This is a genomic window from Segatella copri (assembly GCF_019249765.2).
In the GTDB taxonomy this organism is placed as follows: Bacteria; Bacteroidota; Bacteroidia; order Bacteroidales; family Bacteroidaceae; genus Prevotella; species Prevotella copri_K.
This window is the reverse complement of record NZ_CP152484.1, coordinates 3,183,649-3,196,806: the sequence shown is the minus strand read 5'-3', so window position 1 is coordinate 3,196,806 and position 13,158 is coordinate 3,183,649. Positions and strand designations below refer to the sequence as shown.

Here is a 13,158-nt window from a genome sequence, read left to right as displayed (position 1 = left end):
CATTCCTATGCGGAATGTGCCTTTATATATAATAATGTGTCTAATACGCAGATTATTCTACATCATTGTTGTGATCCAAAGAGTCGTTGAACTCCTTAGGAGCCTGCTCATCATTACGATGCTCGTAACGACGTGGCTGACGAGCTGGACGCTCACCACGACCTTCATGACGATCATCACGACGACCGCGACGCTCACCGCGCTCAGGACGTGGACGACGCTCACGCTCTACATAACCCTCTGGCTTCTCCATCAATACACGATGAGAAAGTTTGTACTTGCCAGTCTTAGGATCAATCTCCATCAACTTCACCTTGATCTTGTCGCCTTCCTTGATGCCAGCCTCTTCAACTGTCTCAAGACGCTTCCAATCAATCTCAGAGATGTGGAGCAAACCATCTTTACCAGGGAGAATCTCTACGAAGCAACCGTAAGGCATGATAGAGCGAACAGTACCCTCGTAAACCTCACCAACCTCAGGAACAGCTACGATAGCCTTGATCTTAGCCAAAGCTGCATCGATAGAATCCTTGTTAGGAGCAGATACCTGGACGTGACCCTTACCATCAGTCTCCTCGATAGTGATAGTAGCACCAGTATCCTCCTGCATCTGCTGGATAATCTTACCACCAGGGCCGATAACAGCACCGATGAACTCCTTAGGGATATCGAATGCTACGATACGTGGAACCTGTGGCTTCATCTCAGCACGTGGCTCAGAGATTGTCTCCATCATGCAGTTGAGGATGTGCTCACGACCAGCCTTAGCCTGCATCAAAGCCTCCTCAAGAATCTCGAAGCTCAAACCGTCGCACTTGATATCCATCTGTGTAGCAGTCAAGCCATCGCGGGTACCAGTGGTCTTGAAGTCCATATCACCCAAGTGGTCCTCATCACCAAGGATATCACTGAGGATAGCGTACTTGTCCTCACCTGGGTTCTTGATAAGACCCATAGCGATACCAGAAACTGGCTTCTTCATAGGAACACCTGCATCCATCAGGGCGAGAGTACCGGCACAAACAGTAGCCATAGAAGAAGAACCGTTAGACTCCAAGATCTGGCTTACCAAACGTACTGTGTAAGGGAAGTCTGTAGGAATCTGGCCCTTCAAACCACGCCATGCCAAGTGACCGTGACCAATCTCACGACGGCCTACGCCGCGCTGAGCCTTAGCCTCACCTGTTGAGAATGGAGGGAAGTTATAGTGAAGGAGGAAGCGCTGGTAGCTCTTCTCGAGCACACCGTCGATAAGCTTCTCGTCCATCTTGGTACCGAGCGTACATGTAGAGAGAGACATTGTCTCACCACGCTGGAAGATAGCGCTTCCGTGAGGCATTGGGAGTGGAGATACCTCGCACCAGATAGGGCGGATTTCTGTAGTAGCACGGCCATCAAGGCGCAAGCCCTCATCGAGGATGCAACGGCGCATAGCATCGCGCATTACGTCATCATAGTAACGGGTAGCCTCAGCGTGCTTCTCCTCCAAGTCCTCCTCAGAAAGATCGGTATGAGCAGCGTCATACTTCTCGAGGAAATCAGCCAAAACCTTGTCGAAAGCATCCTGACGTGCATGCTTCTCCAAAGCCTGGTGGTTGATATCATAAGCTGGCTTGTAAAGCTCAGACTTAATCTGCTCACGGAGTTCCTCATCGTTGATCTCATGGTCGTACTCACGCTTCACGTCAGTACCCTTCTCCTTAGCCAACTCATACTGGAGCTCGCACATAGGCTTGATAGCCTCGGCAGCCACCTTGAGGGCACCAATGAGATCCTGCTCAGAAACTTCCTTCATCTCACCTTCTACCATCATGATATTGTCCTTGGTAGCACCAACCATGATATCCATGTCTGCCTCTTCCATCTGCTGGAATGTAGGGTTAACAACATACTCACCATTGATACGAGCTACACGAACCTCAGAGATATAGTACTCGAAAGGAATATCTGAACAAGCCATGGCAGCTGAAGCAGCGAAACCTGCGAGGGCATCTGGCTGGTCAACACCATCGGCTGAGAGCAACATTACCTGTACGTAAACTTCTGCATGGTAGTTAGAAGGGAAAAGTGGACGCAAAGCACGGTCCACAAGACGAGAGGTAAGGATTTCCTCATCGCTGGCTTTGCCTTCGCGCTTGGTGAAACCACCAGGGAAACGACCTGCAGCACTGTACTGCTCACGATAATCTACTTGCAAAGGCATGAAATCTGTACCCGGAACTGCATCCTTTGCTGCACAAACAGTTGCGAGAAGCACTGTGTTACCCATGCGGAGAACCGCAGCACCATCAGCCTGTTTTGCAACTTTTCCGGTCTCAATTGTGATGGTTCTTCCATCAGGCAACTGAACACTTTTTGTAATTACGTTCATCTAAATTAAAAAACTTATTGTTTTGTCTAACATCTAAAATATCTAAAACGCTGCAAAGATACCTCTTTAATTATTAATAAACAAATAAATCAGCAATTATTTTCCACTTTTTTAAATAATTTATCTATAGAAGGTGCATTATTCGCAATTTTATTACTATCTTTGCACTCGATAATTTTGCAAAATAATAAAATTCATGAAGATAACTAGACTCTTTTCAGTGGCAGCGATTATGGTAGCTGCACTGGCTTTGACTTCTTGTAACAACAAGAAATTCCACATCAACGGCAATATCACAGAGGCTCAGGACTCTATGCTCTATCTGGAGAACATCAGCCTGAACGGTCCTGTGAAAATCGACTCTGTGAAACTGGGCGAGGATGGCGCCTTTGCCTTCGACGAGGCTGCCATGGACTCTGTTACCCCAGAGTTCTACCGCTTACGCATCGCCAACCAAACCATCAATCTTTCCATCGATTCTACAGAAACCGTCAAGGTAAAGGCGGCTTATCCGCAGATGAGCTTCAAATACGAAGTGGAAGGTTCTGAAAACTGCAACAAGATCAAGGAGTTGTCTCTTAAGCAGATGACTCTCCAGAGCAATATCAACGGGCTCGTGAAAGATCCTAACATCGGCAACGATTCTATCGAATCCATCGTAGGCCGCATGCTCCAGGCTTACAAACAGGACATCAAGACCAACTACATCTTCAAGGAGCCAATGAAGGCATACGCTTACTATGCGCTCTTCCAAACGGTACAGTTGGGCAATGTGAATACACTTATCTTCAACCCTCGCAACAACAAAGACGACGTGAAGGTATTTGCTGCCGTAGCAACCAGTTGGGATACCTACTATCCTGGCGCTGAGCGTGGCAAGAACCTCCACAATATCGCCATCGAGGGAATGAAAGACATCCGCATCATCGAGAACCAGATGGCACAGCAGCAGATTGAGGCCAGCAAGGTGAGCGTAAACGGATGCATCGAACTTGCACTTCAGGACAACAAGGGGCAGGTACGCCGTCTCTCCGACCTCAAGGGCAAGGTGGTACTGCTCGACTTCCATCTCTTCGCCAGCAAAGAGAGCACCAAGCGCATCATGATGTTGCGTGAACTCTACAACAAGTATCATGCTGCCGGACTGGAGATTTATCAGGTATCAGTAGACCCTGACGAGCACTTCTGGAAGACCTCTACCGCTGCCATCCCTTGGATTTGCGTACGCGATGAAGATGGCATTCAGGGCAAGAGTCTGGCTCTCTACAATGTCCAGAGCATTCCTACCTTCTTCCTGATCGACCGCACCAACACCCTGCAGGCACGTGATGCACAGATTAAGGACATAGAGGCAGCCATCAAGAACCTTCTTTAAGATAACCAGAAGATAACCAGGAGTTAGAAGTTTGGAGAGAACAGTTTCGGCTTTTCATCTTCCAGCTTCTAACTCTTATTCTTTAACGTCAGTTCTGTATCTGCTTTCATGATAACATAGATGGCAATATCAGAATACGAACCATACAAGGAACTTAAGAACAAAAAAACAATAAACTTTTAAACCCTAAAAAATGAATAAGAAATTTTTAGCAATGGCAGCCTTGGCGCTTATCACAACTGGAGCACAGGCTAAAGTAAAGTTGCCACACATCTTGGGTGACAACATGATTTTACAGCAAAACACAGAGGCTAGCCTCTGGGGATGGGACAAACCAGGAACCACAATAGAGGTAACCACCTCATGGTCTGGGCAGAAATATTCTGCCAAGACCGGAAAGGATGGCAAATGGGCTATCAAAGTACAAACCCCGAAGGCGAGCTACACCCCACTCTCCATCACTTTCGATGATGGCGAAAAGACCACTCTCAACAATGTGCTGGCAGGAGAAGTATGGGTTTGTGCAGGTCAGAGCAACATGGAGATGCCTGTAAAAGGATTCGGCAACTGCCCTGTAGAAGGTTACAACAAGGCGGTGCTCGAAGCAAACCAGTACAAAGGCGTACATTACGTAAAGATTCCTAGCGTAATGAGCAGTAAGCCGTTAGATGATGCCAACTGCGAATGGAAGGAGGTTAACCCGGAAACCGTAGGCGATGCATCTGCTACAGGATACTTCTTTGCACAGGTAATAAACAAGACTCTTGATATTCCGGTAGGTCTGGTCATGGCAAACAAGGGTGGAAGCCGTGTAGAAAGCTGGCTCGACCGCGACTACCTGAAGAAGAACACCAAGGAAGATCTCGACTCTGTAAAGATGACCAAGAACCCTAAGTTTAAGTGGGATTTCCTCTACCCTCTTCTCTGGGGTAACGGAACTTTCCACCCTATCCTCAACTATAGCGTAAAGGGTATTCTCTTCTATCAGGGATGTTCTAACGTGGGCGACCCGGACGGCCAGTATACCAAACGTCTTGCCGACCTCGTTGCCCAGTGGCGCAGAGACTTCAAGCAGGGCGAACTGCCATTCTATTTCGTACAGATTGCACCTTATCATAATGGCGACGTAAATGGCGATTGGGGACCTAAGCTCCGTGAACAGCAGTTCAATGCAGCCAAGGTGATTCCAAACAGCGGCATCGTCTGTACCGAAGACCTGGTTTACCCATACGAGGTTGAGCAGATTCATCCATGTCAGAAACAGCCTGTAGGCGAACGACTTGCACTCCAGGCACTCAGCAAGACCTATGGCATGAAGGGACTCTTCAGCGAGAGCATGACCTTCAAGGAGATGAAGATTGTAGGTGATACTGTAAAGGTACATTTCGACAACACCTACGGAGCCTACAACCGCTTTGAAGGTATCGAAGGTTTCGAAGTTGCAGGCGAAGATAAGGTATTCCATAAGGCTACAGCCAAGCACTTCTGGCAGGAAGGCAACGATCCTTGGAATGAGTGCGTCATCGTAACCAGTCCTGAGGTAAAGAAACCAGTAGCCCTTCGCTACTGTTTCCGCAACTTCCAGCTCGGCAATATGGCAAATGCAGGCAACCTGCCTCTCTTCCCATTCCGTACAGATAATTGGTAAATATCAGATAACCAGCGGCCGATCTTTGTTCAGCAGTCAAAGACCGGCCGCTTTTCGATTATAACATGATGATAAATCCTTTTCCATTAAACATCAATCATTATACATTAATCATAATATGAGTCACGTATTAGATAAATTTCAGTTTTGCCCGGTTTGCGGCTCTAACCATTTCGAAATCAACAACATCAAGAGCAAGAAGTGTAAGGACTGCGGATTCTCTTATTACCTCAATCCAAGCAGTGCTACGGTAGCTCTCATACTCAACAGTAAGGAAGAGCTTCTGGCAGTAAGGCGCAAGAAAGACCCAGCCAAGGGGGCACTCGATTTGCCAGGCGGTTTTGTTGACATGGATGAAACAGGTGAAGAAGGTATGGCAAGAGAGGTAAAAGAGGAAACCGGACTGGATGCAACTGAGGTTAAGTATCAGTTCAGCTACCCAAATCTCTACCTTTACTCAGGTTTCATGGTTCATACCCTCGATATGTTCTATGAAGTGAAGGTGAAAGACGACACTCATATAGAAGCAATGGACGATGCAGAAGAATCATTCTGGATACCATTGAGCAGACTCAATCCTGATGAGTTTGCATTCGATTCCATACGCAAGGGGCTCCATCGTTATTTGGAAACAAAATTGGGGTAAAAAGGGTTCAATACAGCCAAATATGGCTCCCAAACATTAAAAAAAACAAAAAAAACACCATATAATAAGGTATAAGCAAAAAGTTTACTTACTTTTGCCAACCGAAAAAAATTGTGTATAAGCTTATGCAAGAGAATTTAGTAATCGTCGAGAGCCCTGCGAAGGCTAAAAAGATCGAAGAGTTTTTAGGTAAGGACTATAAGGTTATGTCTTCTTACGGTCATATCCGTGACCTGAAGAAGAAGGAACTTAGTATAAACGAGAAAACCATGGAACCTGATTATGAGATTCCAGAGGAAAAGAAAAAACTCGTTACAGAATTGAAAACGAATGCGAAGAAAGCCAAAAAAATCTGGTTAGCATCCGATGAGGACCGCGAGGGAGAAGCCATCAGCTGGCACCTTTGCGAAGTACTGGGATTGGATGAGGAGAAGACAAACCGTATTGTCTTCCACGAGATTACCAAACAGGCTATTCTTGACGCAATCAAGAACCCACGCCATCTGGACATGAACCTGGTGAATGCCCAGCAGGCACGTCGTGTACTCGACCGACTGGTAGGTTTCAAGCTTTCTCCTATCTTGTGGAGAAAGGTTAAGCCAGCCCTTTCTGCAGGTCGTGTACAGAGTGTTGCTGTCCGTCTGATAGTAGAACGTGAGCGTGAAATCCAGAAGTTCCAGAGTGTTCCATACTATCGCGTTACCGCTATTTTCGCCCTGATCAGCGACAGCGGCAATGCAACAGAGGTAAAGGCAGAACTGGACCAGCGTTTCAATACCCACGAAGAGGTTGAAGCTTTCCTTGAGAAGTGTAAAGACGCTAAGTTTATGGTTGAATCTGTAACCAAAAAGCCTTTAAAGCGTTCTCCTGCACCACCTTTCACTACTTCTACTCTGCAACAGGAGGCAGCACGCAAGCTTGGTTTCACCGTTGTACAGACCATGATGATAGCCCAGAAACTTTACGAAAGCGGACGCATCACTTACATGCGAACCGATAGCGTAAACCTCTCTACGCTCTGTTCCAATGCCAGCAAAGATGAGATTATCAGAGAATATGGCAAGGAATACAGCCAGACTCGTGCCTACCACACCAGTTCAAAGGGTGCACAGGAAGCGCACGAGGCTATCCGTCCTACATATATGAATGAACCAACCATCGAAGGAACCGCTCAGGAGAAGCGCCTTTACGAACTCATCTGGAAGCGTACCATCGCATCTCAGATGGCTGACGCACAACTTGAAAAGACAACCATCAACATCAATATCGGCAACACAAGCGAAAAGTTTGTTGCTACCGGCGAGGTTGTTTCATTCGATGGTTTCCTCAAGGTTTATCTTGAGTCAACCGACGATGAAGAGCATGCTGAGGATTCTTCCCACATTCTTCCTGCCCTGAAAGAAGGCGATGAATTGCAGCGCAGAGAAATCCTTGCTACAGAGAAGTATTCTCTGGCTCCTGCAAGATACACAGAGGCCAGTCTGGTGAAGAAACTGGAAGATCTCGGCATCGGCCGTCCATCTACCTATGCTCCAACCATCAGTACCATCCAGCAGCGTCAATACGTGGTAAAGGGTGACAAGACGGGTGAAGAGCGCACATTTACCATAGATTCCCTGAAGGGCATCAAGATAACCCAGAAGTTGAAGAAAGAGATGGCAGGCTCTGAAAAGGGCAAGCTTCTGCCTACTGATATTGGCATCGTAGTAAACGATTTCCTGATGGAGAACTTCCCGAACATCATGAACTACAACTTTACGGCAGACGTAGAGAAGAAGTTTGATGATATTGCAGAAGGAAAGACCGAATGGACCAACTGGATGAAGGATTTCGACAAGGGCTTTGAGCCTGAAGTGAAGGAAGTCCTGGAAGCCCGCAACCAGCACAAAGCCGGCGAGCGCAATCTCGGAAATGATCCAAAGACAGGAAAGCCAGTATTCGTCAAGATTGGCCGTTTTGGACCAGTGGTACAAATTGGTTCTGCTGAGGATAAGGACAAGCCTCAGTTTGCCCAGTTGCCATCAGACAAGAGCATAGAAACCATCACCCTGGAAGAGGCTTTGGAACTCTTCAAGCTGCCAAGAGAACTCGGTGATTATGAAGGCATTACTGTAACAGTTGGCTCTGGTCGCTACGGCCCTTACATTCTCCATAACCGCAAGTATGTTTCTATTCCTAAGGAGGATGATCCGCTGACCATCACCCTGGATAGAGCCATCGAACTGATCAAGGAAAAGCGCGAAGCTGAAGAGAAGCGCCATCTCAAAGTTTTCGATGAGGACGATAAGATGGAAATTCTCAATGGCAAGTATGGTCCATACATTGCTTACGACGGCAAAAATTACCGCATTCCAAAGGCAAAACATGAGAGTGCAGAGGAGCTTACATACGAGGAGTGTATGGAAATTATCAAAGCTGCTCCAGAACCAAAGGCTAGAGGCAGAAAGAAATCATAAACATGCCTCATTGACATAGAAACAGAAGAAAATGAAGTCAATCATCATCATAGGATACATGGGCGCCGGCAAGACAACGGTCGGCAAAGCCCTCGCCAAAGACCTTGGCGTTATGTTCTACGATCTCGACTGGTATATCGAGAGCCGAATGCGCAAGACCGTTAAACAGATCTTCGACGAAGTTGGAGAAGAGGGATTTCGCAAGATAGAGCACAATATGCTACACGAAGTGGCAGAGTTTGAAAATGTAGTGGTAAGTTGCGGAGGAGGAACACCATGTTTCTTCGACAACATGGACTACATGAACCAACTTGGCGAAACGTTTTACCTGAAGGCATCTCCAGAAACCCTTCACGCTCATCTGAAGATGGGCAAAGGCGTACGCCCTCTGCTGCTCAACAAAACACCGGAAGAGGTAGACAAGTTTATCCATGAGCAGCTGAAACTTCGCGAGCCTTACTACGAGAAGGCAAAACACATCATCGATATCAACGTGATGGACAATTATGATAAAATCAACGCTATTGTTCAGCAGATCAGAGACCTGCTGAACATATAGCCGTATCTAATAAAATAATAAAGGTAACAAACAAAACTGATTTCCAGCAAGCAAGATTAGAAAATGAAGAAATGGACTATTGAAGACTCGAAGGAGCTCTACAACATCTGTGGTTGGGGTACTTCTTACTTTGGCATCAACGACAAGGGTGATGTCTATGTAACTCCATGCAAGGACAACACACAGATAGACCTGCGCGACATCATGGACGAGTTGGCATTACGCGACATCAACGCTCCCGTACTGCTCCGTTTCCCAGACATCCTCGACAACCGCATCGAGAAGACAGCCAGCTGTTTTCAAAAGGCAAAGGAAGAGTATGGATACAAGGGAGAAAACTTTGTCATCTATCCTATTAAGGTGAACCAGATGCAGCCGGTCGTTGAGGAGATTATCTCTCACGGCAAGAAGTTCAACCTCGGACTGGAGGCTGGCTCTAAGCCTGAACTCCACGCCGTTATCGCCGTACAGGCACAGAGCGACTCGCTCATCATCTGTAACGGCTACAAGGACGAGAGCTACATCGAACTTGCCTTGCTGGCTCAGAAGATGGGCAAGCGCATCTTTATCGTAGTAGAAAAGCTCAATGAGCTGGATATCATCGAAAAGGTAGCCAAAAAGCTCAACGTAAAGCCAAACATCGGTATCCGCATCAAACTGGCTTCTTCAGGTTCAGGCAAATGGGCTGAAAGCGGCGGCGATGCATCTAAGTTCGGCTTGACCAGCGCAGAACTGCTCACAGCCCTCAAGAAGATAGACGAGATGGGATTCCACGACTGTCTGCGCCTTATCCACTTCCATATCGGAAGTCAGATTACCAAGATTCGCCGCATTCAGACTGCTCTCCGTGAGGCAGCCCAGTTCTATATTAGCCTCCACAAGATGGGCTACAATGTAGATTTCGTAGATTGCGGCGGCGGACTCGGTGTAGATTACGACGGCACCCGCTCTTCAAGCAGCGAGAGCTCCGTAAACTACTCTATCCAGGAGTATGTAAACGACTGTGTCTATACATTCGTAGATGCGGCCAACAAGAGCAATATCGAGCACCCTAACCTCATCACCGAGAGCGGCCGTTCGCTCTCTGCCCATCACTCAGTCTTGGTTATCGATGTCTTGGAGACAGCTTCCCTGCCAGAGATGCCTGAGGAGTTTGAGGCGAAGGAGACTGACCACCAGCTGGTGAAGGATCTTTATGAGATATGGGACAATCTGAATCCTCGCAACATGCTGGAAGACTGGCATGATGCCGAGCAGATTCGCGAAGAGGCCTTGCAGCTCTTCTCTCACGGCATCGTAGATCTGAAGACCCGTGCAGAGATTGAGGCAATGTACTGGAGCGTGTGCCACGAGATCAACAATCTTGCAAAGCACATGAAGCATGTACCTGAGGAGCTCAGAGGATTGGATAAGATTCTTGCCGACAAGTATTTCTGCAACTTCTCTCTGTTCCAGAGCCTGCCAGACAGTTGGGCTATCGACCAGCTCTTCCCTATCATGCCTATCCAGCGTCTGAACGAGCGTCCTACCCGCAACGCCACCTTGCAGGACATCACCTGCGACAGCGATGGAAAGATTGCCAACTTCGTTACCGACGGACATATCGGCAACGTTCTTCCTCTTCATCCATTGAAGAAGAACGAGCCATATTATCTCGGTGTATTCCTCGTTGGTGCCTACCAGGAGATTCTGGGCGACATGCACAATCTCTTCGGCGACACTAATGCTGCCCACATCTCAGTAAAGGACGGCAAATATTGCATCGACCAGATATTCGATGGCGAGACCGTAGAGGAGGTATTGGATTACGTACAGTACAATCCGAAGAAGCTCGTCCGCCAGTTGGAGCAGTGGGTAACCAAGAGTGTGAAGGAAGGTAAGATTTCGCTCGATGAGGGCAAGGAATTCCTGGGCACCTATAGAAATGGTCTCTTCGGATACACATATCTTCAGTAAGAATTAACAGTTGATAGTTAATAGTTTACAGCAAGATTGCCCTATAAACTATTAACTATTAACTATAAACTAAACTTAAAGATGGAAAAAGTAACAGTAGTAAAGGTAGGCGGTGCCATCGTTGAAGACAGCGAGCAGCTGGCACAGCTCTTGAAGGATTTTGCAGCCATTCCCGGCAAGAAAGTATTGGTACATGGCGGTGGCCGCCGTGCCACTAAAGTAGCCTCAGCCCTCGGCATAGAGAGCAAGATGGTAAACGGTCGCCGCATCACTGATGCAGACATGCTGGAAGTGGTAACAATGGTTTATGGCGGTCTGGTCAACAAGAGCCTGGTTGCCAAGCTCCAGGCTAACGGCGTGAATGCTCTCGGTCTGACCGGTGCTGATATGGACGTAATCCACAGTCACAAGCGTCCGTTGAAGGACGGTATCGACTTCGGATTCGTGGGCGATGTAGAGCGTGCCAACGGCAAGATGCTCCAAACCCTGATTAATGAAGGTATTACTCCAGTGATGGCTCCATTGACCCATGACGGCAAGGGCAATATTCTCAACACCAATGCCGACACCATAGCCAGCGAGACTGCCAAGGCTTTGGCGCCTTACTACGATGTGACATTGATATATAGTTTTGAAAAGAAAGGCGTGCTCAGTAATCCTGAGGATGACGACAGCGTGATTCCAGTGATCACCCATGCCGATTTTGAGAGATATAAAGCAGATGGTACCGTGGCAGGCGGCATGATTCCTAAGTTGGAGAATGCCCTTGCAGCCATAGATGCTGGTGTGAAAGAGGTGATTATCACCCTTGCTACCGCCATCGACGGAAAGCACGGAACGGTGATTAAGTGAAGAACGAAGAGTGAAGAATCCATCACCTTTTTTCTTAACAAGAGTTAAAAATAGAAATAAATCAAGATTGGTTGTAACTTTCTTATAACATAGTCGTCATTAATTATAGAGGGATGAAAGAAATCAGTTTCCAAAACGATGTTTTGCCGCTGAAGAACAAACTCTTCAGGCTGGCCCTTCGCATTACTCTCAACCGGGAGGAAGCGGAAGACGTTGTGCAGGATACGCTGATTAAAGTCTGGAACGCCCGCGACAGATGGCAGGAACTTGACTCCATCGAGGCATACAGCCTCACCATCGCCCGCAACCTCTCGCTCGACCGCATCAAGAAGATGGAAAATCAGAATGATTCGCTGGAAGAGCAGAATACAGAAAGGTTAGACGAAAACACTTCTACCCCCTCCGAAAGGATGATTCAGAAAGACAAACTGGACATCGTAAGGAATATTATCGACGAGTTGCCTGAAAAGCAGCGCAGCTGTCTGCAACTTCGAGACATCGAAGGAAAATCCTACAAGGAAATAGCAGACATCCTCTGCATCACGGAAGACCAGGTCAAGGTGAACATCTTCAGGGCTCGTCAAACAGTCAAACAAAGATTTCAACAATTCGACAGATATGGATTATAAGTACATCAACCAACTTTTGGATCGCTACTGGAAGGGCGAGACTTCTCTCGAAGAAGAGGAGATTCTCCGCGCATTCTTCAGCCAGGACGAGTTGCCTGCCGAGCTGAAGCCATACCAAGCGCTCTTCTCTTACGAGATGGGCGAGGCTAAGCAAGAGGCGCTGGGTGATGACTTCGACCAGAAGATGATGGCGATGATTGAGGACGAATACACCAAGAAGCCTAACAAGGCAAAGGTGATTTCTTTGACAGAGCGCCTGAAGCCTCTCTTCAAGGCTGCTGCCGTGGTAGCAATCATCCTGACATTGGGCAATGCAGTTCAGGTTCCTTTCCAGAGCAATGACATTGATTCTGTTGAAAACGTAGGATACATCAAGAGTGGCAAGGGCGTGTCCGTAGCCATGGGAGATTCTGCTTCGGTTGATTCTATGCAACGCACAGGCATCGATCAGGTAAGCACTCCAACAACGTCTCCAACGTTATTAAAGTAGATTATTTCTATGCTTTCTCTATAAAAAAATCATGTTTAGTAAAACAATTCTGAAGCTGTGAAGTTTCAATTCTCTCAAATTTTTCATAACATACTAACGTAATAGGGCTGCCAGGATGTACTGGCAGCCCTTACTTATTTAATATATTTTGCACGCAAGCGTATGATAAAGGATAC

Annotated in this window: 10 protein-coding genes; 9 read left to right on the top strand and 1 reads right to left on the bottom strand. The window is 47.2% G+C overall.

Annotated elements, in window-relative coordinates; genetic code table 11:
- Positions 1 to 52 precede the first annotated feature (52 nt).
- Positions 53 to 2,371 carry a polyribonucleotide nucleotidyltransferase gene (pnp, locus tag KUA46_RS13595; protein ID WP_022120777.1) on the bottom strand — a complete coding sequence of 773 codons (2,319 nt, stop codon included), beginning with the start codon at positions 2,369 to 2,371 and terminating at the stop codon, positions 53 to 55.
- A 196-nt stretch (positions 2,372 to 2,567) separates the two neighbouring features.
- On the opposite strand from pnp, the gene KUA46_RS13590 reads away from it, so the two are divergent.
- The 9 genes from KUA46_RS13590 to KUA46_RS13550 all read left to right on the top strand — a co-directional run bounded on the left by KUA46_RS13590 (position 2,568) and on the right by KUA46_RS13550 (position 12,982).
- Positions 2,568 to 3,746, top strand: a complete 1,179-nt coding sequence (locus KUA46_RS13590) for a TlpA disulfide reductase family protein (RefSeq protein WP_022120778.1) — start codon at positions 2,568 to 2,570, stop codon at positions 3,744 to 3,746.
- Positions 3,747 to 3,939: 193 nt separating this feature from the next.
- The gene (locus KUA46_RS13585) at positions 3,940 to 5,394 is read left to right on the top strand and encodes a sialate O-acetylesterase (RefSeq protein WP_218487305.1); all 1,455 of its coding nucleotides are present in this window, start codon (positions 3,940 to 3,942) and stop codon (positions 5,392 to 5,394) included.
- A 118-nt stretch (positions 5,395 to 5,512) separates the two neighbouring features.
- Positions 5,513 to 6,040, top strand: a complete 528-nt coding sequence (locus KUA46_RS13580) for an NUDIX hydrolase (RefSeq protein ID WP_006849196.1) — start codon at positions 5,513 to 5,515, stop codon at positions 6,038 to 6,040.
- 125 nt (positions 6,041 to 6,165) lie between these two features.
- Positions 6,166 to 8,496, top strand: coding sequence for a type I DNA topoisomerase (gene topA / locus KUA46_RS13575; protein ID WP_117695295.1), 2,331 nt, complete (start codon positions 6,166 to 6,168; stop codon positions 8,494 to 8,496).
- 31 nt (positions 8,497 to 8,527) lie between these two features.
- Positions 8,528 to 9,055 (top strand): shikimate kinase, encoded by a 528-nt coding sequence (locus KUA46_RS13570; RefSeq protein WP_006849199.1) that lies wholly within the window; start codon positions 8,528 to 8,530, stop codon positions 9,053 to 9,055.
- A gap of 63 nt (positions 9,056 to 9,118) precedes the next feature.
- On the top strand, positions 9,119 to 11,011 hold the full coding sequence (gene speA / locus KUA46_RS13565) for a biosynthetic arginine decarboxylase (RefSeq protein WP_117695298.1): 1,893 nt from the start codon (positions 9,119 to 9,121) through the stop codon (positions 11,009 to 11,011).
- A gap of 81 nt (positions 11,012 to 11,092) precedes the next feature.
- Complete coding sequence (gene argB / locus KUA46_RS13560; protein WP_218487304.1) at positions 11,093 to 11,863, top strand: acetylglutamate kinase; 771 nt, start codon at positions 11,093 to 11,095, stop codon at positions 11,861 to 11,863.
- Positions 11,864 to 11,976: 113 nt separating this feature from the next.
- A complete protein-coding gene (locus tag KUA46_RS13555; protein ID WP_117587637.1) occupies positions 11,977 to 12,492 on the top strand; it encodes an RNA polymerase sigma factor in 516 nt (171 codons plus the stop codon).
- Positions 12,482 to 12,982, top strand: a complete 501-nt coding sequence (locus tag KUA46_RS13550) for a hypothetical protein (RefSeq protein ID WP_022120786.1) — start codon at positions 12,482 to 12,484, stop codon at positions 12,980 to 12,982. Before KUA46_RS13555 ends, KUA46_RS13550 begins: the two co-directional genes overlap by 11 nt.
- The last annotated feature ends 176 nt before the right edge of the window (positions 12,983 to 13,158 follow it).

Excerpts from the sequence above, each read along its gene's own strand:
- topA (WP_117695295.1), top strand. The coding sequence starts at position 6,166 with ATGCAAGAGAATTTAGTAATCGTCGAGAGCCCTGCGAAGGCTAAAAAG.
- KUA46_RS13555 (WP_117587637.1), top strand. The coding sequence starts at position 11,977 with ATGAAAGAAATCAGTTTCCAAAACGATGTTTTGCCGCTGAAGAACAAA.
- pnp (WP_022120777.1), bottom strand. The coding sequence starts at position 2,371 with ATGAACGTAATTACAAAAAGTGTTCAGTTGCCTGATGGAAGAACCATC.
- KUA46_RS13590 (WP_022120778.1), top strand. The coding sequence starts at position 2,568 with ATGAAGATAACTAGACTCTTTTCAGTGGCAGCGATTATGGTAGCTGCA.
- KUA46_RS13570 (WP_006849199.1), top strand. The coding sequence starts at position 8,528 with ATGAAGTCAATCATCATCATAGGATACATGGGCGCCGGCAAGACAACG.
- KUA46_RS13585 (WP_218487305.1), top strand. The coding sequence starts at position 3,940 with ATGAATAAGAAATTTTTAGCAATGGCAGCCTTGGCGCTTATCACAACT.
- speA (WP_117695298.1), top strand. The coding sequence starts at position 9,119 with ATGAAGAAATGGACTATTGAAGACTCGAAGGAGCTCTACAACATCTGT.
- KUA46_RS13550 (WP_022120786.1), top strand. The coding sequence starts at position 12,482 with ATGGATTATAAGTACATCAACCAACTTTTGGATCGCTACTGGAAGGGC.
- argB (WP_218487304.1), top strand. The coding sequence starts at position 11,093 with ATGGAAAAAGTAACAGTAGTAAAGGTAGGCGGTGCCATCGTTGAAGAC.
- KUA46_RS13580 (WP_006849196.1), top strand. The coding sequence starts at position 5,513 with ATGAGTCACGTATTAGATAAATTTCAGTTTTGCCCGGTTTGCGGCTCT.